At 52.3% G+C, this 26,021-nt stretch carries 15 protein-coding genes; 7 read left to right on the plus strand and 8 right to left on the minus strand.

The window, feature by feature from the left end; translation table 11 throughout:
• Positions 1 to 4 precede the first annotated feature (4 nt).
• Genes ligA through smc form a run of 3 tightly spaced genes read right to left on the minus strand, consistent with a single transcriptional unit; the run spans position 5 to position 6,906 of the window.
• A complete protein-coding gene (ligA, locus tag SQ11_RS00605) occupies positions 5 to 2,092 on the minus strand; it encodes an NAD-dependent DNA ligase LigA (RefSeq protein ID WP_041512196.1) in 2,088 nt (695 codons plus the stop codon).
• Positions 2,093 to 3,349 carry a cell division protein ZipA C-terminal FtsZ-binding domain-containing protein gene (locus tag SQ11_RS00610; RefSeq protein WP_306463955.1) on the minus strand — a complete coding sequence of 419 codons (1,257 nt, stop codon included), beginning with the start codon at positions 3,347 to 3,349 and terminating at the stop codon, positions 2,093 to 2,095. It abuts the gene before it with no gap.
• Between the two features lie 14 nt (positions 3,350 to 3,363).
• On the minus strand, positions 3,364 to 6,906 hold the full coding sequence (gene smc / locus SQ11_RS00615) for a chromosome segregation protein SMC (protein ID WP_041512198.1): 3,543 nt from the start codon (positions 6,904 to 6,906) through the stop codon (positions 3,364 to 3,366).
• A gap of 114 nt (positions 6,907 to 7,020) precedes the next feature.
• Between smc and queF the strand changes: the two genes are divergently transcribed.
• Together queF and SQ11_RS00625 are read left to right on the plus strand one after the other, a co-directional pair.
• Positions 7,021 to 7,440: a preQ(1) synthase gene (gene queF, locus SQ11_RS00620; protein WP_041512199.1), complete on the plus strand. Its 420-nt coding sequence runs from the start codon at positions 7,021 to 7,023 to the stop codon at positions 7,438 to 7,440.
• A 128-nt stretch (positions 7,441 to 7,568) separates the two neighbouring features.
• Entirely contained in the window at positions 7,569 to 9,050 is a 1,482-nt protein-coding gene (locus tag SQ11_RS00625; protein ID WP_232297838.1) for a transglycosylase SLT domain-containing protein, read from the plus strand.
• 47 nt (positions 9,051 to 9,097) lie between these two features.
• Here SQ11_RS00625 and SQ11_RS16265 read toward each other — a convergent pair whose 3' ends face one another.
• Positions 9,098 to 10,093 (minus strand): PEP-CTERM sorting domain-containing protein, encoded by a 996-nt coding sequence (locus SQ11_RS16265; RefSeq protein WP_052493895.1) that lies wholly within the window; start codon positions 10,091 to 10,093, stop codon positions 9,098 to 9,100.
• Positions 10,094 to 10,338: 245 nt separating this feature from the next.
• The gene (locus SQ11_RS00635) at positions 10,339 to 10,671 is read right to left on the minus strand and encodes a multidrug efflux SMR transporter (RefSeq protein WP_041512461.1); all 333 of its coding nucleotides are present in this window, start codon (positions 10,669 to 10,671) and stop codon (positions 10,339 to 10,341) included.
• Positions 10,672 to 10,995: 324 nt separating this feature from the next.
• On the opposite strand from SQ11_RS00635, the gene SQ11_RS00640 reads away from it, so the two are divergent.
• From SQ11_RS00640 to SQ11_RS00655, 4 genes are all read left to right on the plus strand, one after another.
• The gene (locus SQ11_RS00640) at positions 10,996 to 12,234 is read left to right on the plus strand and encodes a DUF1207 domain-containing protein (RefSeq protein WP_041512201.1); all 1,239 of its coding nucleotides are present in this window, start codon (positions 10,996 to 10,998) and stop codon (positions 12,232 to 12,234) included.
• Positions 12,235 to 12,350: 116 nt separating this feature from the next.
• Positions 12,351 to 14,150 (plus strand): single-stranded-DNA-specific exonuclease RecJ, encoded by a 1,800-nt coding sequence (gene recJ, locus SQ11_RS00645; RefSeq protein ID WP_041512202.1) that lies wholly within the window; start codon positions 12,351 to 12,353, stop codon positions 14,148 to 14,150.
• Positions 14,151 to 14,379: 229 nt separating this feature from the next.
• Positions 14,380 to 17,841 (plus strand): transcription-repair coupling factor, encoded by a 3,462-nt coding sequence (mfd, locus tag SQ11_RS00650; RefSeq protein ID WP_041512203.1) that lies wholly within the window; start codon positions 14,380 to 14,382, stop codon positions 17,839 to 17,841.
• Between the two features lie 231 nt (positions 17,842 to 18,072).
• Positions 18,073 to 19,695 (plus strand): diguanylate cyclase, encoded by a 1,623-nt coding sequence (locus tag SQ11_RS00655; RefSeq protein WP_041512462.1) that lies wholly within the window; start codon positions 18,073 to 18,075, stop codon positions 19,693 to 19,695.
• 52 nt (positions 19,696 to 19,747) lie between these two features.
• Here SQ11_RS00655 and SQ11_RS00660 read toward each other — a convergent pair whose 3' ends face one another.
• Together SQ11_RS00660 and purT are read right to left on the minus strand one after the other, a co-directional pair.
• Positions 19,748 to 20,599 (minus strand): SH3 domain-containing protein, encoded by an 852-nt coding sequence (locus SQ11_RS00660; protein ID WP_232297839.1) that lies wholly within the window; start codon positions 20,597 to 20,599, stop codon positions 19,748 to 19,750.
• A gap of 136 nt (positions 20,600 to 20,735) precedes the next feature.
• Positions 20,736 to 21,971, minus strand: a complete 1,236-nt coding sequence (gene purT / locus SQ11_RS00665) for a formate-dependent phosphoribosylglycinamide formyltransferase (RefSeq protein ID WP_041512204.1) — start codon at positions 21,969 to 21,971, stop codon at positions 20,736 to 20,738.
• Between the two features lie 366 nt (positions 21,972 to 22,337).
• Here purT and serB point away from each other — a divergent pair, with 366 nt between their 5' ends.
• Positions 22,338 to 23,168, plus strand: a complete 831-nt coding sequence (gene serB, locus SQ11_RS00670; RefSeq protein WP_041512205.1) for a phosphoserine phosphatase SerB — start codon at positions 22,338 to 22,340, stop codon at positions 23,166 to 23,168.
• Positions 23,169 to 23,266: 98 nt separating this feature from the next.
• On the opposite strand, the gene SQ11_RS00675 is transcribed toward serB, so the two are convergent.
• A complete protein-coding gene (locus SQ11_RS00675; RefSeq protein WP_041512206.1) occupies positions 23,267 to 25,879 on the minus strand; it encodes a TonB-dependent receptor in 2,613 nt (870 codons plus the stop codon).
• Positions 25,880 to 26,021: the final 142 nt, after the last annotated feature.

A 26,021-nucleotide genomic window follows, 5' to 3' on the forward strand; every position in this document is an offset into this window, starting at 1 on the left:
TCGACTAAGGGTTTTCGGAATTTGAACGTCCATCAATCTGTGAATCCTGCACCAATTGTAACAGCCCTCTCTCATCGAGGATGGCTATCCTCAGCTCGACCGCCTTGTCGTATTTACTGCCAGGGTCGCTGCCGGCCACAACATAATCAGTTCTTTTCGAAACGCTGCCTGTGACTTTACCTCCCAATGCTTCGATCTTTTCCTTGGCATCTTCTCGGGAGAGATTAGGCAGAGTGCCCGTCAATACAAAAGTTTTGCCTCTGAGCTGACCAAGGCCGACACCGGAGTCCGCCTCCGCCAGCTGTGTGCCTGAGCCTTCTTCCCACCGTACCCCGCCCGCACGTAATTGCTCGATGACTTCGAGATTGTGTCGCTCGGCAAAAAAATCAACAATGCTCTCAGCCACCACCGGGCCGATATCCGGTACTTGCTGCAAGACTTCCGTATCCGCTGTCATCAATCGATCGAGATTCCCAAAATACCGGGCAAGGTCTTTGGCGGTAGTTTCACCGACATTTCGGATACCCAAAGAATAAATGAATCTGGCCAGCGTAGTATGCTTGCTTTTCTCGATAGCATTTATGATGTTACCTGCGGATTTTTTCGCCATGCGCTCCAGGGCGGCCAGCGCAGCCAGGCCCAGTCTGTAAAGATCCGCTGGGGTTCTGATAATGGCGTTATCCACCAGTTGCTCGACCAGCTTGTCTCCCAGACCATCAATATTCATGGCGCGGCGTGACGCATAATGCAGAATTGCCTGTTTCCGCTGCGCCGGACAAAATAGTCCACCGGTACAGCGTGTCACTGCTTCCCCAGGCAAACGTACCGCTCTCGCCCCGCAAACCGGACAGTGATCGGGCATGACGAAAGACTTGACGTGCATTGATCGTTTTTCCCTCTGTACGGCAACCACTTCGGGAATCACATCACCCGCCCGCCGTACAATGACGCTATCTCCGATCATCACATCCTTGCGCCGGATTTCATCCTCATTATGCAGTGTTGCATTAGTTACAGTAACCCCCCCCACAAATACCGGTTTCAGTCGTGCAACTGGAGTCAAGGTACCGGTTCTACCTACCTGCACATCGATTCCCAGCACTTCGGTTACCGCTTCCTGGGCGGGGAATTTATGTGCCACGGCAAATCGGGGGGCCCGGGAAACAAACCCGAGTTTTACCTGCTGAGCCAAATCATTCACCTTATATACGGTGCCATCTATATCGTAAGGCAGGCATTCACGCATGCCTTCTATCTCACGGTGATGGTCCAGCAATGCCGTCACACCTTTCACCACGCTGCGCTCACGGGCAACCGGAAAGTGTAGCGATGCAAGATAATCCAATATGCGGCTTTGTTTATCGTGAGGCACATTTCCATCGATATCCGCACCAATGCCGTACGCAAAAAACGTAAGCCGTCGAGTAGCGGTAATGCCGGGATCAAGCTGCCGCAACGCCCCGGCTGCGGCATTGCGGGGATTTATGAACTCCTTTTCATTTTTTTCACGCTGTTGACGGTTAAGTCTCTCGAAATCAGCTTTGAGCATCAGCACCTCGCCTCTCACTTCGAGCAGGGCGGGTGGTGATTCGTTGCCCAACCCGGCATGCAGGTGCAAGGGAATGGATTTGACGGTACGTAAATTCAAGGTGACATCTTCGCCTATGTATCCATCGCCACGGGTCGCGCCGGTCGTAAATACCCCCTCTTCGTACCGAAGGCTAACCGCAAGCCCATCAAATTTTGGCTCCACCATGTATTCCACGTTGTCCACCCCGAGGGTCTGACGCACGCGCCGGTCGAAGGCGTCCACCTCGGCTGTCTCAAACGCATTGCCGAGGGAAAGCATCGGTGTGCGATGAACAATTTGCGAAAATGCCTTGAGCGGTGCGGCACCTATGCGCCGCGTGGGAGAATCCGGTGTAACGAGTTGGGGATAGCGTTGCTCAAGTTCCTGCAACTCCCGGAATAGCTTATCGTATTCGGCATCCGGAATGGTGGGGGTGTCCAGTGCATAATAATTGTAGTTATGCAGTTCGATGGTATGGCGCAGATTCTGTGCTTGGTGCGAGATGTGATCCGGGACGTTCATTCACGCAAACAGTCTCAACGCAATCTCGCTGCCGGCCGGAATGTTACGTGCCAGCATCATGGATTGAATGGCGCTCAACTGTTGTTTGATTTTGCCGATACCACTATCGCTGAGGGGTTGATGATTATCATCAACCATGATGCCCCCGAGGGTGTCGGAAAAAATCCCGGCAAGATGCATCATTTCACCGAAAATTTTCTCGCCGTTTGCCACCCGGGGCACGTCGAGTAGAAAAGTAATGCCATGAGTGGTGACCATACGCATGCTGTCGGGAAGAAATGGAGAGGACTCATGGTTATTGAGGGAAAACAATACAGAATTGTTTTCATCGCGATAGCTGAAAGCCCCATTGGTTCCCAGCTTAAAACCTGATGCCTCGGCTAAGACCTGGATCTTGGCGCCGGTAAATACACTATTATCCCTGCTGACAATATTGATACCTATCATGACATCCACGTCCGCGCAGAACTGATCGAGCGACAATGCGTGCGCGTACGCTTGGCGGACATCGGGACACTCCGCCACCGCGTTCACACGCGTTGCGAAGTTCTGCACCATGTCATGGAACTCGGATAAGCTTACCTCACTTACGGGACCGGCACGATCGGCCAGCTGCAGACAGCCCTTCAAGTTAATATAACCACCCTTGCCAATTGTTTCTATTGTAATTTCTTCCCAAGACGCGCCTAGACTTCTTTGTCCCAGCCATCGCACCGGTTTGCTGAAATCGAATTTCCGCTGCAATACCTCCGCCAGCTCTGCATCTGCGACAGATGTTCCGGCACGAATATCAGCGATATAATCGACCGTATCCACGACGCTGCCATGACTGACGGGCCCCTGTTCATAAGATGCGGCCAAACGGGTTGATGCGGTTGAACTGGCTGATGCGGTTGAACTGGCTGATGCGGTTGAACTGGCTGATGCGGTTGAACTGTCTGATGTAGGCGAATCATCCGGTGCGGCCGTTGCGGGGGCGACAGTCAGATCCGGCTCCATAACTTCCGTCGATTCAGATTCCGCGCCTGGCTCCCCCCGCAATTCCCGTAGTATCTCCTTACCGAGTTGCGGTTCAACCCGTTCATCTTCAGTAGTTAAAGCATCCGTTTTGGCTTTTAGCAACACATCTTCATGTTTTTGTGAAAACGCCTCTTCCGCGCCGCGCCGATAGCGCCGCTGCTGCATCCAGTTAAAGAAAACCACCCCGAGTACCACCACGAAACCAATGGCGATCAGGCTGATCTGCAATTCGCTCATATCCGCCATGCCAGTCAGGTCGCCATGGCTGTATCACTCAGTCTGACGGCTTCTTCGATTTCTACCGCAACTACGCGTGAGACGCCCTGTTCCTGCATGGTGACACCTATCAATTGTTGCGCCATCTCCATCGTGATTTTATTGTGGCTGATGAACACAAACTGGGTATGACGCGACATTCTCTTTACCAGATTGCAGAAACGTTCGGTATTGCTGTCGTCGAGTGGCGCATCCACTTCGTCCAGCAAGCAGAATGGAGCCGGATTCAACTGGAACAGCGAGAACACGAGCGCCAGCGCGGTAAGGGCTTTTTCACCCCCGGACAGCAAATGGATAGAGCTGTTTTTCTTACCCGGGGGGTGTGCAAAGATCTGTATGCCAGAATCAAGAATCTCCTCTCCCTTTAATACCAGCTTCGCTTGCCCGCCGCCGAACATGGTGGGAAACAACTCATTCAGATGACCATTAACCTTGTCGACAGTCTCCAACAGACGCTCGCGGGTCTCACGGTCTATCCGTCGAATTGCATTTTCCAGAGTCTCCACCGCTTCTTTTAGATCCTGAGATTGCGAATCGAGATATGTTTTACGTGCCTGGGCGGACTGCAATTCCTCCAATGCCCCCAGATTAACCGCACCCAGGGCGGTTATCTCGATATTGAGACGATTAATATCACTTTGCAAGGAGGAGGGCCTCGTTTTCCCGAGAATTTGCATCAATTCCTCCTCGTCCGCTCCCGCCTCCTTTAATTGGGCGCCAAACTGATTCTCAGTAAGTCTTGCTTCCTGTTCCTTGAGGCGCGCACTGTTAATGGATTCCCGCAGCGGATGCAATTTTTGTTCGAAAGTCATGCGCTCTTGCTCTATTCCGCGCAGATCATTGGCCGCGCTTTCCAAGGCATTTCTTACCGCCGCCAGCTTATGTTCCCGTCGTTCCCGCAATGACAACCACTCCTGGAGACGATCGTTCAGCGAGGTTTCATCGAAATTGCCCTGATCATTTTGTAATTTTTCCAGATTGGCTCTAAGTTCTATGATATTTTCGTTGATGAGTTGGATAGAATTCTCCATCTCATTGATTTTATTCTGGCAAGTTTTTTCATGAAATGCTGCTTCCTGCATTTCCTTCACCGCATTCTGGGCAAGTTGACGCTGGGTGCGGAGAAACTGTTCCGCTGCTTCACCCGCCAGTTTTTCCTCTTGCACCTGTTCCTGCAAAACTCCAATCTGGATCCGGTATTCTGCCAGCTTTGTTTCGGCATCCTGCATTCGGACAGTTTCCGCAACCGCCTGATGGTCGATTTCCGTTAGCTCGCCATCAATCTGGCTCCGGCGCTGGTTAGCCCGCTCGGCTAACTGAGTGAGTTTCAATGCCTGCATTTGTGCCTGATGGTACTGGTGCTGCAGTTCTCCAGCGTCATGACGCAGACGCGATACTGAGGATTCCAGTTCCCGGCAATTTTCTTTCGCTGACTCCAGGGTGGATTCCTCAGCAGAGAGGCTGACTTTCAGCGTATCCGCCTCGATTTTAATCTGCGTCATCTCCCGTTGCCGCGCCAATACCCCATGCAATTGCGAATCCGGCGCATAATAAGTAAGGCTGTGGGGCGTGAAAATATGACCTTCACGCGTGACCAGCATTTCGTCGGAGGAGAGTTTCGTTCGTTGTAAAAGGCCCTCCGGTATTCCCTCGATCACAAATATTCCGCTCAGCCATTCGTCCAGCACGGACCTTATCCCCGCATTTTCACAAGAGAGATACCCATGCAGCGGTGTCCAACCTTCCTTGTTTTCTGTCATGGCATTCATAGACTCGCGCCGTACCGGCGATCCCGCAGACTCAAACAATGCCCATTTTCCGGGAGGCGAATCATCTACCCAGTCTTGCACAGCTTCCAATTGCTCCAACTGTGCGCTGTTAAGACGCTCTCGCAGCACTGCTTCGAGCGCATCTTCCCACCCTTTCTCGATCTGGATGCTTTGCCATAAACGCGGCACCGCATCCAGCCGGTGTTTGACAAGCCACGCATTTAATCCCTGGCTGCCTTCGAGCCGATGCTGCAAGCGTTGCAGGGCGTTGAACCGGGCTTCCGCCTGGGTAATCTGCTGCTCCAGCATTTGCGCTTTCTGCGCCAATTCACGTTGGTCTTCGTTCGCAGCTAGCAACAGATCTTCAGTTTGCGCAAGCACTTCCTGTTTCTGTTTCAGGCCGATTGCAGTGCCTTCCGTCTCCCTGTGTAAATGGGATAACTCTGCGACATCCGGCTCGAGCAAGCCATCTCGCTCCATCATTAGTTTTGTGCGGCGGGCCTCAAGCTGCTGGAAGCTTTTCTCGGCATGAGCACGATGACTTTCTTCTAATTGGCCAGCCTGCTCAACCATGAGCAGGTTGCGCTGTGTTTCAGCCAATTTTTGCTGGCACGAACGAAAAGCTGAATCCGCTTGCGGCAATTTATCATTTTCTGCCTCGGCTTTCTGCTTGCCGGTATCGCGCTCCTGGCATGCGCGTGCAAGCTCCCCATACCAGTGGTGCAGGCCGTCACCCGTCTCCTCCACCTGTTTTTCATGGTGTGCAAGCTGACCTCTAACCATAGTGATCTGCTGTTCCATACGCTGATGATTCTCGCGCAAGTGCCGTACCTGCTGTTCGATACGCGCGACTTCCGCGTTGGCGGCGTAAAGCTCGCCCTGAGCTTCATGCAGGCTGTCACCGATGGCATAATGTTGGGCACGCTTGTCTTCCAAGCGCTTTTCCGCTGCGCGCAGGTTCGCCGTTTCGAATTCGAGAGCTGTTTGCAAAGACTGGGACTCTTTTTCCGCGGCGGCACGCTGCATGGCAGCTTCCTGTTTGCGTGCTCGCCACAAAAGGTTCTGCGCAGCATGCAGCCGAGCCGTCATATCTTTGAACTGAGAGGCAATCCTGGCCTGCTCTTCCAGATGCAGCAATTGCTTCTGCAGTTCCTGGCAAATATCGCTCATCCGCAAAAGGTTTTCGCGCGTATCTGCCAGACGCAGCTCCGTCTCGCGGCGGCGCTCGCGGTATTTTGATATCCCGGCCGCCTCCTCAAGAAATATGCGCAACTCCTCCGGCTTTGCCTCAATGATGCGAGAGATCATGCCCTGCTCGATGATGGCGTAGCCACGCCCGCCTATGCCGGTGCCAAGAAAAATATCGGCAACGTCACGGCGGCGCACATGAATATTATTGATATGGTAGGTCGACTCGCCCTCCCGCTGCAGCACCCGCTTGATGCAGATCTCCGCATAGCTCGACCACTGCCCCGCCGCCTTACCGAGATTATTGTCAAACATCAGCTCGACGCTTGCGCGTCCCACCGGCTTACGATTGGCGGAACCGTTGAAAATAACGTCTTGCATGGATTCGCCGCGTAACGCGGATGCCCGCGATTCGCCCAGAACCCAGCGGACCGCGTCGATTACATTGGATTTGCCGCACCCATTTGGGCCCACAACCCCGACTAGATCACCGGGAACGGGAATTTCTGTGGGATCGACAAAGGACTTGAAACCTGCGAGTTTGATATGAGAGAGACGCAATTTATCGTTCGCAAACAGTTATAATTGTGCAGCCCTAATGTAAAATCTTAACGTCATTCGTGAAAGATCCACTTGGGAGCAGACCATTCTAACCGATTTGACCGAGATAAGAGAATGCCCAGTCGTCCCACAAAAGAACTGGAAATCTTCCCCAATCCCACACCGGCGCGAGATTACCATATTCATATGGAAATTCCGGAGTTTACCTGCCTCTGTCCAAAGACAGGGCAACCGGATTTCGCCACCCTGATCCTCGACTATATCCCCGATAAAAAGTGCATCGAGCTTAAGAGCCTTAAACTTTACATCTGGTCTTACCGAAATGAAGGCGCTTTCCATGAGGCTGTCACGAATCGCATTGTCGATGACCTGGCCGCCGTCTTGAAGCCAAGATACCTTCGCCTCACTGCCAAATTTTTCGTACGCGGCGGCATTTTCACCAATATTATCGTGGAACACCGCAAATCGGGATGGAAGCCTTTACCGTTGGTAGAGCTAGGTAAATTTGAGGATCAGTCTACTACACGTGGATAATTTGCCACGCAGTACCGACGGAGATTCCGTGTTTATTTGCCGTTGCATTATCGGGAGCTTATCTCAGCCCTGCTGATTTTAAAATCCACCTACACCACATTCAAAATTACAAATCTTACAGAATGGTCATGCCACTAGTCGAAAGCCCGCGAATACAACAATCCATAGTGTTCCTGATTATCAGCCTGGCGCTGACAACCGCAAATCTTACCACCTACGCAGCAGAACCCGCTGGCCGGCCAACTTCTCAATCTATCCCGGCGGAAGCTCACGAAAAATCCGAAGATGTTCCCGTCGCGGAAAGCAACATTGATACACCCTCTGAAGAAGCGGATAAAACGGATGATTCCACCGCCGCGATACCGGCGCCTCCAGCCGATTTATGGGAGCGTATACGTAGCGGCTTCGCCATGGCTGAAATGGATAGCGATGAGGTGCGCAATGGGGAGGATTTCTATGTCAACCGCCCCGAATATGTAAAGCGCATTGTTGAACGCAGCAAACGCTATCTGTTTCATATCGTTGAAGAGGTAGAGCGCCGCCGCATGCCCGCCGAGATCGCGTTGCTGCCTATTATTGAAAGCGCTTTCAACCCCAAGGCTTATTCTCGTAGCCATGCCTCCGGCATTTGGCAATTTATTCCATCCACCGGCAAGGACTACGGTTTGAAACAGAACTGGTGGCATGATGACAGGCGGGACATTGTCGCGGCCACCCGCGCTGCGCTGGATTATTTACAGAACCTCTATAGCATGTTCGGCGACTGGGAGCTTGCGCTTGCTTCATACAACTGGGGCGAGGGTGCGGTGGGGCGTTCACTCATGAAAAACCGCGATAATGGGCTGCCAGAGGATTTTCGCAATATCAACCTGCCGCCAGAAACCCAGAGCTATGTTCCGCGACTGATTGCCATAAAAAATATTATCTCCAATCCAGCAATCTTTGGTATCGAGCTTGAGTCCGTACCTAATCAGCCTTATTTTGAAGAAGTCGCGACGACTCGCCATATGGATGTAAAACTGGCGGCAAAACTGGCGGATATTTCCGTGGATGAGTTTAACGCGCTCAATCCCGCCCACAACCGGCCTGTCATAAATGTCAATGGATCACGCATCCTGTTGCTCCCGGTCGATAAAGTAGATACTTTTACCGAAAATCTGAGGAATCACGACAAGCCCCTGGTATCGTGGCAAGCCTACCAGGCAAAAAAGGGGGAAACCGCAGAAAAAATTTCGGCACGGTACGGCATCAGCTTACAGCAATTGAAACTCGTCAATGACATTCACGGACGTGGCGGAATTATGCCGGGACAAACGTTGCTGGTACCGCTTAGCAAATATGCTGATGGTGCGGATATTTCCATTATGAACGACAAGCCCGTTGCGCCGAGAATCTTTCAACGCGACTTCATCTATGCCGTCAAGAAGGGTGACGCGCTATCCAGCATCGCCCTGCGTTACGGTGTCACCGTCGCACAAATAAAGTCATGGAACAATGGTAACGAACGGCTGCGGGTCGGGCAGAAACTTATACTCAAGCACTCCCCATTTGAGAAAACACCCCTCCCCTCCCCGGACAAACGCGCACTCCCGGCGAAGAAAAGCATGTGATATTTTTATTTGGAAGTTCCCTGGCAGCCTGTCGGACATTCCCCTGATTAATTTCGATAGGGTTGGTTTCTCGACGCAGACGCCGTTTTGCGGCCACGCACGATGTACATGCTCGCGAAACCGAGGCCGAGAAGCACTAATGTCGCCGGTTCCGGAATAGTGCCCACTTCGCCGGGAATGGTGGTGGGAGGATCGACATCACCAGGACCACCGGGAATGGTGGTGGGAGGATCGACATCACCAGGACCACCGCCGCCAGGTCCAGTTCCACCACCCGGGCCATTACTACCCGGACCGTTACCACCCGGGCCATTACTACCGGGGCCATTACTACCCGAACCGTTACTACCTGGGGCGCCTCCACCTGACCCGCCGCCAGCATCACCGCTCCTGGCAGTGAGCAAACCTCGGCCCCCTCTGCTACCAGCGCCGGATGGCCCTCCTCCACCGAAACAAAGATCATCTTCCCGCAAACCGGACTTTTGCGGCTGCCCATAATGTCGTTGGGAGCATTCAGTCCTCGCGCGGCGCGGAGTCACGGTGTTGTTGGGAGCCTGATCCGATGGGGCCTGCTGGCCAGGAGCCTCCGGGCTCCTCTCGGTTTTCCCCCAATCCGCCGCGTCGAGACCCAGAGTGGCGAGAAAGCCAATAATTGTATTTTCATCCTCGCTCGATCCGATACCTTCATCATTCGCGGTGATCTCCCCCAGGGGAAGGTCGAAGATTGTAAAGCCGGCGGCGGGCGAACTCAGCAGCGGCGCCGCAAAGGCTGAGTAGAGGCTATAAAGCAACTTGAGTCCGCTAAATTCACCTAACAGGCTATTACCGCCAGTATTTTCATTCCATGCAGAGGGATGCACAGGAAATAATACGCTATCAGCTTCCGGACGGCTCATGCTGCCATGGTTATACTGCACGGAATAAGTACCCTCATCCGTGGCGCCCGCCGCATAGACTTGCAATATCGGGATAGCGTGGACGCTCCCGGAAAATACAACAATCAGCAATGCCGCCGACTGCAACAAAATTTTTGATGTGTTCATGATATGAAGCTCCCGATGCTAGGGCTATTACGCTGAAACTCAGCGTTGAGCATGTTTGCATCGTAGCAACTTTGGCTACAGGTACAATTGGACGTTGGTACACCTCACAGCCAGTTGGGCTTGGGGAATCCAGGCAAGTGATGGGATGGAGACAGGCTTAAGGGATGTTGAAGCCGATGGGTTCCACTGGCCCGAGCAGCATGGATCGGGACGTTTTTTTCGGGAGTGTCCCTCAAGTCCGGCAGCTAATGTACAGCCGACTTTGAAAATACTTGCAAAACAACCACACCGGCAATGATAAGCACCAGTCCAATGACAGCGGGCATATCAAGTGATTGTCCAAAAACCAACCAGGCAATGAGCGTGATGAGTACGATGCCGGCACCGGACCAGATGGCGTACGCCACTCCCACCGGAATAGTGCGCAAGGTCAACGACAGGAAAAAAAAGGCGATAGCGTAACCTGCCACCACTAAAAGCGAGGGCCACAACTGTGTAAATCCGTTACTCGCCTTCAAGGCGGAGGTCGCCACAACCTCGCTGATAATCGCGAGAGAAAGTAAAAGCCACTGCTTCAGTGCTGAGCTCCTGACAGATAAGTGCCGGCCAAAATACACAAACCCAATATCACCTTCTTCACCCCTCAATCAAAACAGAGACTTGCGATGGAAGATGATAAGAGATCACCTTAAATTGATGTCATCAGTTTCTGTGATTTAGCAGAAATTCGCAAGCAGGCCCGCCGCTTCTCTCAGCAGGTACCGGTAATTTCAATTATTGGAAACAATACTTTGTGTGGAAGCGTACCGACATAACTCCATTTTCTCATTAATATTTTTTGGTTGCCGATGCGCTTGAACTAAACAAAACCGTTGTTCAGATCATTTAAACAGAGGTGAAGAATGCCAAGAAAAAAAATATCCACGCTCTCCTGGTTATTCAGACTGTACGGTCAAAAGATGGCAGTTGCTTCAGGGTTTTTACCCATCCTTGCAGCCATTTTATTTCATCCATCCGCTGTCAGCGCTGCAATACCCGATGATTCTTATATTGCGGGTTATGCTGCGGGGGCTCTCAAACGTGATTTCAAGCTTGATCTCTCCTCCCTGATTGTACGAAACGGCGTTATTACGGTACCGGTAGGCGATTTAACGCCGGAAGACCGAACACGAATTTTACAGATATTATCGGAAATCCCCGGCGTCACCGGTGTAATAGCGCTGGAAAGCACCAGTGAGCAGGCTATAGCAAATCCTCAAATCATGCAGCCGGCGGACCGAAGGCCGGAAAACATCAATCAGCAGGTTATAGCCGCTCCTGCGGCACCTGGTACCCGAAGCGCCCCCGAAAGTCCACCGGAAACAGTTTTTGCGACAGGCTTTCTACCCACCGGCCATTTGTTTAAACCGTTACTGGCTGATCCTCGGTGGGCTCACTTCTCGGCCGCCTATCGCAATTATATCGGGGATAATATCGATGGAAATAACAATGGGGCTGTCAGTTTTGGTGAGACGATACCGTTTTATCGGGCAAATCTGGGGAAATCCATTGTGCAATGGGAGACGGGGCTTCAGGCTGGCGTCTTCAGTGACTTCAATCTGGATGCTCGCTCATCCGATCTCATCAATACAGATTTTATTGCATCGGTTTACGCAAGCGTTCGCGCACGTCAATTTTCCGCCTTTGGCCGAATTTTCCATCAAAGCTCACATCTTGGTGACGAGTTCCTGCTGCGAACCACCTTGGAGCGCATAAATCTCAGCTACGAGGGAGCTGATCTCAAGCTTTCTTACGAGCTTCCGTATGGAGTACGGGTTTATGGGGGTGGGGGTGGTATTTTTCACAAGCAACCATCGACAATCAAGCCCTGGTTAATACACTATGGCGTGGAGTTCAGAAGTCCCTGGCGCATAGAATTTGCCTCAATGCGACCGATCCTGGCGGTAGACTTGAAAAACTGGGAACAAAACAATTGGAATACCGATGTATCCGCCAGGGCCGGGGTCCAATTCGATAATTTTCAGGCCTTCGGCCGCAAGCTCCAATTTCTCATGGAATATTTTCACGGCAATTCTCCAACCGGCCAGTTTTATAAGGAAAGGGTCGAATATATCGGTATCGGAGCACACTACCACTTTTGAGTCCGACTTATACAGTGAATGGATAACGGGTAGTTTCATTACAGGGCAACTAGAAGGAAGCGCGAATAAAGCGGTAGGCGTTATACTGGAAATTTAAGGATTCCGATAACCCGCGCATGCCCAATATCATCATTCGCGAATATCCGTCGCATGCCTTCGAGGCGTTGGTCCGATATGGCTTACACCCGGTGCTGGCTCGCGTCTATGCCGCGCGTGGCGTCGAAGCGCCGAATCAACTTGACGTCGAACTGTCGCGGCTGGTTCCATTTGAACATCTGAAGAACGTTTCCATCATGGCGACGTGCCTGGCCGACGCAATTCTTACGCGTAAGCGCCTCCTCATCGTTGCCGATTATGATTCGGACGGCGCCACCGCTTGTGCTGTTGGCATACGTGCCCTAAGAAAATTTGGCGCGATAGTGGATTATCTCGTTCCCAATCGCTTCGAATATGGTTATGGTCTCACGCCGGAAATCGTGCGGCTCGCCGCGGCCGCCATGAACCGTCCGGATATCCTCATCACAGTGGATAATGGCATTGCCAGCGTGGAAGGCGTAGCGGAAGCCAATCGTCTCGGTATGCAAGTATTTGTAACTGACCATCACCTGCCCGGGGATGAACTGCCGGATGCCGCCGTTATTGTAAACCCCAATCAGCGCGGTTGTGATTTTCCCAGTAAGCATCTTGCCGGAGTGGGCGTGATGTTTTACCTGATGCTGGCGCTGCGGGCGGTATTGCGCGCCAGAGGAATATTCGCGCCTCCCCGAAAAGAACCCAATCTGGCCAGCCTGCTTGACCTGGTCGCATTGGGCACCGTAGCCGATGTCGTGAAACTTGATGACAACAATCGCATCCTGGTGCGGCAAGGCTTGCAACGCATCCGCAAAGGACGTGGCTGCGCGGGTGTCAACGCCCTGTTGCAAGTCGCGCGGCGTGATTACCGTCGGGCTTCCGCTTACGAGTTGGGTTTTATGCTTGGGCCGAGATTGAATGCCGCCGGCCGGCTCGACGATATGGCGCTGGGGATTGAATGCCTTATCACCGATGACGAATCTCGCGCCTTGCAGCTGGCTGCGCAACTCGACGCGCTCAACCGTCAGCGCAGGGAAATCGAAGCGGATATGCAGGACAGCGCTCTGGCTATGCTGGAAACCGCCTTTTCCACGCATCATAGGCAAAATGCGGGGCAAGATACCACTGACAACTCCCTGAATACCTATAGCTTGAGCCTATTCGATCCCGGCTGGCACCAGGGCGTGATCGGCATACTCGCATCGCGCATAAAGGACAGATTTCATCGTCCCGTCATCGCATTCGCATCAGGTGGCGATGGAGAAATAAAAGGTTCGGGGAGATCTATTCCCGGCTTCCATCTGCGGGATGCATTGGATCTGGTTTCCAAGCGTCACCCGGGCCTGCTGCTCAAATTTGGAGGCCATGCGGCAGCTGCGGGACTGACCCTCCGTGCCATTGATTTCGAAAAATTTCGTGATGCTTTCGAGCAAATCACGCAAACATTGCTTACCCCGGCGGGTCTCGCGCTTGTTATCGAAACCGATGGGAGTCTGGATGAATCCGAATTGAATCCGGAATTGGCGTTGCATCTTACGGAACAGGTATGGGGGCAGGGTTTCCCCCAGCCTGCGTTCAATGCCCGCTTTCGAGTGGAAACTCAGCGAGTCATCGGGGAGAAACATCTCAAATTAAAACTGAGGCGGCAGGAAACACAGCCCGGAGAACATAGCTCGAACAAATTAGGCCGTCTTTATGATGCCATGCTGTTTTTCCATACTATTCCACTTCCGGAAACAATCGATGCGGTGTACCGGCTGGAAGTGAATGAGTTCAATGGCAACTGCACTCTTCAATTCATTCTGGACCACTGGTTTCCAACCGATTTGAGCACTGGCGCCTGATTATCGGTTTCGAAAAGGCAGGAACCTTTGCATGCTCATTTTGCCATCTATCCCTCGTCCCCTGATCAGCCTGTTGAACCGGACGAACGGTAGCGCTACTTTTTCTGCAATAGTCAACCAGCTGTACCGAATGCCGGGTGCTGATAACTGATACATAAATTTCTTTTCAATGTGGACCGAGGGCGTTTATCATTCGCTGCCCATAGACAATAGACCATAATACCCGCAAATGCCCCTTAAGCTGCCGCTACCTGCGCCCAGATCAATCATTCGCTATCCTCATTTTGACGGCTCCTGTGATGCACTCGCGCTCGCACAACTGGCGCAGCAGGCAAAACCGATAGCGATTATTACGGCGAGCGCACTTGCCGCGCAAAGATTGCTGGAAGAAATGCCTTTTTTTTCACCCGCACTGAGAACTCATCTGCTGCCGGATTGGGAAACACTGCCGTATGATACCTTCTCACCCCACCATGACTTGGTTTCCGAACGGTTAGCCACGCTTTATCAGATCATGAGTGGCGCTTGCGATATATTGATTGTACCCGTCACTACCGCGCTATATCGCATGCCTCCGCTAGAATATCTCGCTGCGCACACCTTCTTTCTTAAGCGGGGAGAAACGCTCAATCTAAGCGCGCTACGCGGTCAGATGACTCTGGCGGGTTATACACATGTCACTCAAGTGCTATCACCAGGGGAATACAGTTTGCGCGGCGGCCTGATTGATCTGTTCCCGACGGGCAGTCCGCTTCCTTACCGCATTGATTTGCTGGATAACGAAATCGAGTCCATCCGCACATTCGACGTGGATACGCAGAGAAGCGTCTATCCCGTCAGCGAAATACGATTATTACCCGCGCGTGAATTCCCTTTTGACGAAGAAGGTCGCACTTGTTTTCGAAGCAATTTCCGCGAAAAATTCGAGGGTGATCCGTCAAGAAGCCGAATTTACAAGGATATAAGCAAAGGTGTCGCGCCTCCGGGCATCGAATATTACTTGCCGCTGTTTTTCGCCCATACCGCGACATTGTTCGACTACTTGCCACAAACGATGCCGCTATGTCTCCACCATGATATCTACCCCGCAGTCGAGAACTTCTGGCGCGACACGCAATCGCGCTATCAATTGTTACGTGGCGACCATGACCGGCCGCTACTGCCGCCGGCAGAATTGTTTGTCCCAACAGAGGCTTTTTTTGGTGCGCTAAAGCCTTATCCTCGTGTTGAAATCCCATCCGAAGCACGAAGCGTGAATCCCGATGTCCAAAATTTGACCCGTTCGCTGCCACCCCTGCAGATCGACCGCCGTGCTGGTAATCCTGCCGAGCAACTTGCCAGGTTCATTCCGGAATTCACCGCCAGCTTCAAATCATCTTCTGGACGAACATTGCTGCTGGCGGAAAGCCTTGGTAGACGAGAGCTGATGCTGGACCACTTGAAGCAATATGGGTTATCTCCGGATATTTGCGACAGTTATGCGCAATTCCTGGCGAGTACCCAGCCTTTCATGCTTAGCGTTGCGCCATTGCATAGCGGTTTCATACTCTCCGCTGAAGGCATGGCCTTCATCACCGAAAACGAACTCTATGCAAGGCATCTGCATGGCCGCCGTGAACGCGATTCGCGCAAAGCTACCGCGGTGGGTGATGCAATGCTGCGCGATCTTTCCGAAATCAAGCCCGGTGATCCGGTGGTACATGAACAGCATGGCATCGGCCGGTACCTTGGCCTGGTAAGCATGGATGCTGGAGAAGGCGTAACAGAGTTTTTGTCGCTCGAATACGAGGGCGGAGACAAACTTTACGTACCGGTTTCGCAACTGCATCTTATCGGGCGGTACAGTGGGGCGGCGCCGGAAGCCGCACCGCTGCATAAACTCGGCAGCGGTCAATGGGACAAAGCCAAGCGCAAAGCGATGCAGCAGGTGCGGGATACCGCCGCGGAACTGCTCAATCTGTATGCTCAACGTGCCGCTCGCCTGGGTCATGCATTTGCTTTCAGGCAACATGATTATGAAGCTTTTGTCGAAGGCTTCGGCTTCGAGGAAACACCGGATCAAGCGGCCGCGATCGAGTCGGTGATCGAGGACCTGACTTCGGGTAAACCGATGGACCGGTTGATCTGTGGCGACGTAGGTTTTGGTAAAACGGAAGTGGCGTTGCGCGCTGCCTTCGTCGCCGTTGCCGATGGCAAGCAAGTAGCGGTACTGGTACCTACCACGCTGCTGGCCGAGCAGCACTTTCAGAATTTCTCCGATCGCTTCAGTCTGATTGCAGACGAGTGGCCAATAAAAATTGCCGAGCTGTCACGCTTCCGTTCGGTTAAGGAGCAGGCACAAGCATTGACGGGACTGGCCAGCGGACAAATGGACATTGTTATCGGCACCCATAAACTGATTCAGAAAGGAGTGAAATTTAAAAACCTGGGGCTGGTCATCATAGACGAGGAACATCGTTTTGGGGTGCGCCAGAAGGAACAGCTGAAAAATCTACGTGCTGAGGTCGATGTACTGACACTTACCGCGACGCCCATCCCCCGTACGCTTGCAATGTCACTGGAGGGGTTGCGCGACTTTTCCGTGATCGCCACCGCACCCCAGCGGCGGCTTGCAATCAAAACCTTTGTCAACCGGCTTTCCGAGGGCGTCATCCGTGAAGCGTGTCTACGAGAATTAAAACGTGGCGGCCAGATATATTTTCTGCACAATGAAATAGGCACTATTCAGCCGATGCATGACAAGCTTGCCCGATTGTTGCCGGAAGCACGTATACAGATCGCCCACGGACAGATGCGCGAACGCGAGCTGGAGCATGTGATGAAGGATTTCTATCAACAGCGCTTCAATCTGCTGCTTTGCACCACCATCATCGAGACCGGCATTGACATTCCCACTGCCAATACCATCATCATCAATCGCGCGGACAGATTCGGCCTTGCCCAATTGCATCAGTTGCGCGGACGGGTAGGCCGCTCGCACCACCAAGCCTATGCCTATCTTTTAGTACCAGAAGAAGAGGCGCTTGGCGCACAAGCGAGAAAGCGCCTTGAAGCCATTCAAACTATGGAAGAACTGGGAGCTGGGTTTTACCTCGCCATGCATGATCTGGAAATCCGCGGTGCGGGCGAAGTACTGGGCGAATCCCAAAGCGGCGAAATGCAGGAAATTGGCTTCAATCTCTACACCACCATGCTGGATGCCGCCATTCGATCGTTGAAAGAGGGCAAAGAGCCCGATATCCAGCATCCCCTAGGCGTCGCGACCGAAATTAATCTGCATGTGCCGGCCTTGTTGCCGGACGACTACTGTAGCGACGTGCATGAGCGCCTGGTACTGTATAAACGGTTGGCCAATTGCTCAAATGATGAACAGCTGGATGACATGCAAGGTGAATTGATAGACCGCTTCGGCTTGATGCCCGATCCTGTCAGAGCATTATTGGACTGCCATCACCTGCGTATTGCCGCCAAGCCATTGGGAATCAGCCGGGTAGAAGCCGGCGTTGACTACATCCAGGTGCAATTTATCCCCCATCCACCGGTAGATGTCGCCAGAATCATTGCACTCATTCAACGCAGCCGCGAATACGAGCTTTCGGGTCCGGATCGGTTAAAAATAAAGGCCAAAATTGCAGAGGTGACCGAACGAGTAAAACGGATAAGGAATTTGATCGCTGAGTTAAGCAAATGAAAATCCAGTAAAATGAATCATGCTTACGAGTTGCATCGTATCCTGGTATGCAATACCAGCGCAAATTTCATTGAAAGTTGCTATAAATGTTGTTTTTATTGAAGAATTTCAAGTGCTCGAGCGCTTTCAAGGAAAATCCTCCTGCATTCGGGCATGACATCCCCGCCCATTTTGACATTTTTAGAAACATTTATTTACATGGTGTGGTTAAAAAGTATAAAAAGCAAAATAATGGTTTTCGCCATCATAGCCACGCTCATTCCGTCATTGGGACTGGGATTACTATCGTTCCGGCAGAACGAGGTACAGATCAGCGACAATGTTACCCGTGAGCTTCGTACGCTGACCAGTGATGCCAGCCGCGAAATAGAACTCTGGATTGATAAACGCGCCCATGAAGTGCGCGTAACATCCACTTCGAGTGCAGTCATCGATGGATTATCAGCGATTGCGCGTCCGCAAGCGAATATCCGCGCAAACGCGGCCACTAAAAATCCGCAGGCGCTGGCGCACTATCTGCGTTCAATCCAGACAAAGCTCGATACGTTACTGGAGTTGACGGTAGTGGATGCAGGCGGGCAGATTGTGGCCAGCAGTGCGGCAACGGCAGCAGCCGCAGCCATAACGCTTCCAAACGACTGGCCGCCCCACTCGCTCACGGAGGGCCTCGTGATCGTCCCGCCTCATTGGGATGAGCAATATGCCACTGCAACACTCAGCATTGCGGTTCCGGTATTATCATATGACAACCTATTAATGGGTGCATTGGTAGCCGTGCTTGACCTGCGTATGTTGCAACCCCACTTAAAAGACACCGCAAAATCCCCACCGGGAGAAGTACTCCTGCTGGATCGGGATGGAAGGATTCTTGTCGGCAGCCAGACTGATTCGAAAAAACTGAAACAACTGGATGTGTCGGTCCTGCGACGCCTTGAGGAGCAACCCGGCATATCCTTGGTTTTCCGGGGAATGACACATCCAGAGGTTATCGGACTCGCCGATGTATCCGCAAATCTGCCGGTCACTATCGTAGCGGAACGGGATCGTGCCGAGGTCTATGGCGCCTGGGTGGATCTGCGCGATATGTTTCTGGCGCTCGTGGGCGCGCTGGTTATAGTGGTGGCAGCAGTAGCCTTTCAGATGGGCCGTTCGATTGTCGGACCGTTGCAACGGCTGATCGGCGCAGCGGACAGGATTGCCAGCGGCGATCTTGAGGTGCGGCTGGCAGCGACACGAAACGACGAACTGGGTCATCTCACACAGGTATTCAACCAAATGGCGGACAAGTTGCGCCACAGTCACGCCGAAATCATGGCCGCCAATCAAGCCATGCAGCAGCAGAATCAGGTGCTGGAAACACTCTCGATAACGGATAGTCTTACCGGTCTATACAACCGCAGCAAACTTGATGCGATCCTCAGCGATGAGCTTGCGCGTTTCAACCGCACCCAGCGAGAATTTACGTTGTTAATGATGGATATCGACTACTTTAAAACGCTCAACGACACGTATGGCCATATCACTGGCGATGAGATCCTGGCAGCGGTAGCCAGAATACTCGTCCAGTCGATCCGCAGTATCGACTATGCAGCACGCTATGGCGGCGATGAATTCATTATTATTCTAGTGGAAACTTCAGCGGACCAGGCATTGAATACAGCGGAACGCATCCGCTCTCAGGTAGAAAATATGCGTTACAGGGCCAATGATTCAATCATCGCAGTAACGGTGAGCATCGGTGTAGTGCAGTGCCAGTCAGCCGACATAACACCGACAGCAGTATTCGCTCGCGCCGATAGCGCACTCTACGAAGCCAAGCACGCCGGCCGCAATCGAGCATTCTGCGTTTCCTAGCCCCGGGCTTAGGAAATCGAAGCATTTTGAGTATTCGTCGTGGCGGGCAATACTATTTGCCCACTTGGGCCTCCACCAAAGTGTTCAGCACCCATCCTGACTGCCCCTCGGCCGTCTGAATTCTCAGCCAGTCACCTTGATATGACTCCGCCGTCATGGGGGAATCTTTCTTTATGATACTAAGTACCGCTGCGCCCAGCATCGGCTTCTGACGCAGATTGCTGTTGGTCGCGGCACGCAACGGGATGGGCACGTCGAACGGCGTTGTCACCCGGCGCGGATCTGGCACCTTGAAAGTACGATTATTCTTTATCATATCGATAAATCCACGAGCATACGCGGCGTACTCCATGGCCGCGACATGATTGTGTTCCGCATAGGACGCAGCAGCGGCGCTCAGGAAACGCTGCGCCTGGCTTTGCATCACCTGTTCGGACTCTGTAAATTGGGATGACTTCAAGTTTTCCATGGCAACCTCAGCCTCCGCGATGGTCGAGGCAGCGGCGGGGCGCGTGGCCAACCGCCGCAACTTGACCTGGGTGTGGACAGCCTGATTGCTTGTCTCCTGCAAAGTCTTGGCCTGATCCTGCTGCCGGACCTGCTGAATGCGGATCTGCGCCTCTTTTTCCGCCAGCATCTTTTGCAGACGTTCGATTTCCTGTTGCTGTGCCTCTTTTTCCACCTCCTTTTCCACCAGCAGTTTTTGCAGACGTTCGATTTCCTGCTGTTCCTTCATGCTGGGCTCTGGGGAAATGACCGGCAGTTCAGGAGGCTGCGATTTGGGAAAGCTGCATCCCGTTATGTTCAAGCCCAGCAAAACCAGAGCTATCCAGCATGACACCGGTCTTGCTGAAACCTGTGGCAGCGTATACAGCTTATCCATCTCTATCGAAAATCCTTTCACTTCCTTATCTCCTGGTTCCAACACCTAAAATACACGATGTATTATCGCGCAGTTCTCATTTCACAGTTCAGCTTTATGTTATACGCATCATTATTCTGATGGGCTACCTATAATAACGGCGTAATACCCCTGGGCTTTACCTTAGCGCCCCACTTTTAAGCGGTATTTTTACGGGCACCACCCGGCTGGCTGCAAGTTTTGCGCGGAATCTTGCCTCGGCAGTATCGACACCATTCGCCAGCGCCACGCCCATGCGGCGATTGAGGAACGCTTCCGGCTTACCGAATAGTCGCAAGTCGCTTTGCGGTACACGCAACGCATCGTCCACGCCACTAAACGCAATAGCTTCCTGGTTCATCTGCCCATAAATCACGGCACTCGCGCCGGGTACGCGCAAATCGGTATTCACTGGGAGGCCGAGTATAGCGCGGGCATGCAGCTCGAATTGGTTCTGAAGCTGACTGCACATCGTCACCATGCCGGTATCGTGTGGACGCGGACTGACCTCGCTGAACCAGACATGGTCACCTTTAACAAATAGCTCCACGCCAAAAATACCCAGGCCCCCGAGGTTACCGGTGATCTTCTCGGCAATGTCACGCGCACGTCGCAACGCTAGAGGCGGCATTACCTGCGGTTGCCAGCTTTCCACGTAGTCGCCATGAATCTGAATATGGCCGATGGGTTCGCAAAAATGTGTTTCCACGTCACCATTCGCACTTACTGCACGCACGGTAAGCTGTGTTATTTCGTAATCAAAATCGATGAAACCCTCGACAATGACCCGTCCCTGATCCACTCTGCTGCCGCTTCCAGCATCATTCCATGCGGCCTCCACTTCGCCGGCTCCATTGATTTTCGATTGACCCTTGCCAGAGGACGACATCACCGGCTTTACTATACAAGGGTAGCCGATGCCATCTGCAATTGCCGCGCGCAATTCTTTCAGGCCACTGGCAAAGGCATATGATGACGTCGGCAAGCCCAGCGTTTCAGCCGCAAGACGGCGGATTCCCTCGCGATGCATGGTAAGCTGCGCGGCGCGCGCCGTGGGAATGACGCGCGCCACACCCATCCGTTCGATCTCCACCAGCATGGCGGTATCGATCGCTTCGATTTCCGGCACAATGAGGTGGGGCTGCTCCTGTTCTATCAGTTTACGCAGCGCAGCGCCATCCGCCATATTGACTACATGCGCGCGGTGCGCCACCTGATGGCCGGGTGCGTTGGCATAGCGATCGACGGCGATGGTTTCTATGCCCAGGCGTTGCAGGGCGATAATGACTTCCTTGCCGAGCTCACCGCTGCCTAACAACATTACTTTCGTGGCGGCGGGACTGAGCGGGGTTCCGATAATGAGCGGTTTAGTCATGGTTTTACCTGTTTATACATTTCGTTTTGAAAGAGGTGATGCATAATCATATGTTCCCATAACAATCCGCGGCACGGAACTTTCTTAAGAGTGTCGGCAACTATGCTGAACGGATGATACGCATATCATCTTCAGTTTTTCGGAGACCAGGTATGGAAGTGAGTCGCGATTGCTGGCAAAATGCGGACTGTTAAAATATCGGCATTCACGCCGCCTCCGCGTTTCCCCGGAAAGTTGCTATGCAGGCGATCCACTTCCAATTGCTAGTGAGATTTCCTTATGATAATAACAAGACATGCCCTCTGTTGAGCGGGGCGCTTAACATAATCCTTCGTACAAGAAACTTCTTAACGGTCATTGACATCCATGAATCTCATTATCCAGGGCCTTGAGGTAGCTAACCATGATTTAAGGGAATTGGCAAAGCTTGCTGGCGCTAGCCAGATCGAACGCATCACCAGTGAGGCGTTCCGGCTGAAAAATGCGAGCCAGCGGGAGCACATCGCCGAATATTGTGCCGATGCCGAACTGGACTTCGCTTTTGTCGAGAACTCGATGCCCCTTGGAGATTTTGGCCTGGTTGCCATGGATATGGACTCCACGCTGCTTGCGATCGAATCCATTGATGAAATCGCCGATATGCACGGTGTAAAGCCACAAGTATCCGACATTACGCTGAGAACCATGCGCGGCGAGATCGTCTTTGCTGAGAGCTTGAGACTACGTACTGCATTACTGCAAGGACTGGACCAAAATGCGCTGCAACAGGTTTATGATGAGCGCGTGCGATTAAGTCCCGGTGCGGAAAAGATGCTGCAACGGATGCAATCAGTAGGCCTCAGAACAATGGTCATTTCGGGGGGATTCACATTCTTTACCGATAGAATAAGAAAGAAGTTGGGGTTTGATTACGCGGCCGCCAATACGCTTGAAATCCTGGAGGGTAAACTTACCGGCAAGGTACTGGGTGAAATTATTGGAGCCCAGGGAAAGGCCGATATACTAAAACGCGTGCGTGAGGAACTTGGATTGAAGCGGGAACAAGTGATCGCCATCGGTGATGGCGCGAATGATCTTAAGATGCTCGAAGAGGCTGGCGTCAGTATCGCCTATCATGCCAAGCCCATCGTGCAGGAAAAAGCCACCTACTCAATCAATCATGTCGGCCTTGATGGAGTAGTTAACTTGTTTGGCTGATCTTCGCCGCTTCGGCCCCGGCAAGGGGCAACATATCGAGCTCCGAATAGGGCATCCGGGTTAGTCGGGGGTCAACGTAAATTTGTTCAGAAGGCTCTCTAATAACTAAACGCGGCCTCAACAAGATAGGTACGCTGCGGATAAGGATGAAAAACAAACGCCTTATCGTTATTCAGATTAGTTATACCAAACGAAACCCGGCTTTTCAAACCATTCTGCAACTTGAACCGGTAGCTGGTTTTGAAGTCCATGAAGAAGAAATCGCTCTGGGCACCAAACACGTTATTTATATGATCCCTGTTATCGAGATCATTAAACGAATCACTGGTATAGCGGCCCGAGAATGAGATATCCCAGGCTTCGGTGGCATTGTAGGTAGTAAAGAAGTTTGCCCGCCAATGGGGTAAACGGATGCGTTGCTTGCCAGTAAGATCAAAATTCGCTTGCGTCCCGGTTGTTTCCGTAAAACTGATAAGGGGCCCCTTATCCACCTTCGCGTTCATCCATGTGCCGTTGAACATGAAATCAAATTTCGAACCCATAATTCGACGTTGGTCAAAAATCAGCTCAACCCCGGTGGTACTGGTCTGATCGATATTCTGGAATGAGGCTTGTGTCTGTATGCCTGAGGCCGTTAGCACCTGCTGGATGGCATCCTTGATGTCATCCCGGAAAACGTTCACGCGGGCATAACCCCTGGGCAGCGTATACTCGATCATGAAATTGTGGTGCACACCGTTCTCCGGTCTGAGCAACGCATTCGCGGTGATAATCTGGGTCGGGCTACTCAGTGACTGATAAAGCTCCGCGATCACTGGAAACCGATGCGCTCTTCCAAATGAATAACGGAGTTTCCATGGTCCTGGCTCATAACCCAGAGAAACCTTAGGTGAAAGCGCGGATTCGGTGCGATCGGGTACCGCCGTGCTTCCGACAACGCCTTTGCTGGCTCCCCACCATTCCTGCCGCGCCCCCACTGTAACATCCCAATCCGGCAAAAAACGATAGGCGGATTGGGCGAACATCGCGTGGGTCGAGGTTTGCCCATCGTTGTTTCTGTTAGCCTGCAAGGGGCCGCGCGTAAGTGTCGCGTAGTCCGTCAACGAGTACTGCCGGAAGCTTAAATTATATTGATCAAAATGATATCCCGTCAGAAATGACCATTTCTGATTGCCAAGCACTGCGGGAGTACTCAGCTTGAGATCGTAATTCAGCCAGCTGAATTTCTTGAAATCCTGAATCTGGCCGGTGGCATTCCCGTTGGGATCGCTCGGATTGAAGAACGCCGTAGCGCGGGTATCCTTGAGAACGTCAAAATTGCTGATGGTTGTATCGATATGCCAATTTTCGGTAAGCGCACCCCGCAGCTGCAGGCCCAGATTCAACGTTTCGCGTTTATCCGAGCTGAAGCCAAACCCTCTGTTTAGCACATCAAAAGAGGAACCGTTAAACGCGGCATTAGGCAGATTCGGCGGCTGAGATCCACCAAAGAATGCTTGCCCGGACGTGTCCAGCAAATAATTCCGCGGATGATTCTGGTTGCGAGTGCGATCCTCATAGGCTACCGTAAAAATCGCCTGGAGCTCGGAAGTAATGTCATAGCCCAATTTGCCCTTGAACAAGTGAGTGTTCACTTTCTCCGGACCCGTATCGCCATAGATGATACTTGGCGTGCCGCGCGTGTCGGGCGTACGAATACCGCCGGTGACAACGGTTTGCCCGCTGGTGGGAGTTCCAAGGCCCGTATTGTCGATAAAATAGGATTGCGGGTGACTCTGGGCTTCCAATCGATTGTAAGCCAGAAATACCGATAATTTGTCTTGAAACCGGTTGCCATAAGACACATATTGCCGGTCGCCTATAAACGTTCCTTTATCGGGCCCATAAAGCTTGTAGGGTTGAATGAAGAGGCTGGTCTCGACATAGAATTCCTGTTTGCGCGGCATGCGCGTTCGTATGTTTACTACGCCACCGATGGAGTTACCGCTGTATTCCGCTGAGAAAGGGCCATACACGATATCCACGGCGTCAATTTCATTGGGACCCACCATGGACCAGCGTGGCGCACCATTAAAGGAGGCCTGTAAAAAGTTGTGTATCGGCAAACCATCGGCATAGACCATATTGCGCGCCGTCGAGAACATATCCGCACCGCGGATACCGAGCACGCCGTTGGGATCGCCGACATACCGCTGTCTTATCTGCAAACTGGGCTGATACTTGAGCACTTCTTCCGTCGTTTGCGCATTCTGACGCTCGATCTGGGTTCGTGTGACGCGAGTGGACGGCGAAGTGTAATGCGAATCGCGCTCGACCTCTCCCGTCACTACCATCTCCTTGAATACGGTTTCCTTTTGCTTGTCGGATACCGGCTCATCCTTGCTTTTTTCGTTGACTTTATCCTTGCCCTTATTTTTCCCTTCGTCCTTGTCAGGTGCTTCATTTGGCACTTCTTTTTCTACGGCACCCGCAAGCGGTACCGCAGTCTGTGCGACCTGATTCGAGGTTTGTGCCGGCGGGATCGTTTTATTCGGTTGCGCGCTTAGTCCGCTGATGCCGCCAGTCGACTGAAATATATCAGCGGATGGTCTGCTTTCACGGGAACCCTTCACGGAGTTTTGCGACGGAGTGTTTTTTAGTTGCTCCGAATCTTCGGCCCAAGCGGAAGAGACGCAAAATACGCTCACCAAGGCGATAAAGATAGATTTCATGTTGATTTTTTCCTCGCCTGTTTTCTTATAATAACCAGCTTATGGTCGCGGTTTTTATTACGCATTTTAAATACTACTTCATCAAAATTTCAGTTTTTCCGGCCAATGGGACGATTTATGTCAATCGGATTAGGCCATACCC

Origin of the sequence: Nitrosospira sp. NpAV, assembly GCF_000832065.1 — a bacterium.
GTDB lineage: Bacteria > Pseudomonadota > Gammaproteobacteria > Burkholderiales > Nitrosomonadaceae > Nitrosospira.

Bases quoted from the DNA above. Each gene is read 5' to 3' on its own strand.
- ligA (WP_041512196.1), bottom strand. From the start codon at position 2,092: ATGAACGTCCCGGATCACATCTCGCACCAAGCACAGAATCTGCGCCAT.
- SQ11_RS00610 (WP_306463955.1), bottom strand. From the start codon at position 3,349: ATGAGCGAATTGCAGATCAGCCTGATCGCCATTGGTTTCGTGGTGGTA.
- queF (WP_041512199.1), top strand. From the start codon at position 7,021: ATGCCCAGTCGTCCCACAAAAGAACTGGAAATCTTCCCCAATCCCACA.
- SQ11_RS00625 (WP_232297838.1), top strand. From the start codon at position 7,569: ATGCCACTAGTCGAAAGCCCGCGAATACAACAATCCATAGTGTTCCTG.
- SQ11_RS16265 (WP_052493895.1), bottom strand. From the start codon at position 10,093: ATGAACACATCAAAAATTTTGTTGCAGTCGGCGGCATTGCTGATTGTT.
- SQ11_RS00640 (WP_041512201.1), top strand. From the start codon at position 10,996: ATGCCAAGAAAAAAAATATCCACGCTCTCCTGGTTATTCAGACTGTAC.
- recJ (WP_041512202.1), top strand. From the start codon at position 12,351: ATGCCCAATATCATCATTCGCGAATATCCGTCGCATGCCTTCGAGGCG.
- mfd (WP_041512203.1), top strand. From the start codon at position 14,380: ATGCCCCTTAAGCTGCCGCTACCTGCGCCCAGATCAATCATTCGCTAT.
- SQ11_RS00655 (WP_041512462.1), top strand. From the start codon at position 18,073: ATGGTTTTCGCCATCATAGCCACGCTCATTCCGTCATTGGGACTGGGA.
- purT (WP_041512204.1), bottom strand. From the start codon at position 21,971: ATGACTAAACCGCTCATTATCGGAACCCCGCTCAGTCCCGCCGCCACG.
- serB (WP_041512205.1), top strand. From the start codon at position 22,338: ATGAATCTCATTATCCAGGGCCTTGAGGTAGCTAACCATGATTTAAGG.
- SQ11_RS00675 (WP_041512206.1), bottom strand. From the start codon at position 25,879: ATGAAATCTATCTTTATCGCCTTGGTGAGCGTATTTTGCGTCTCTTCC.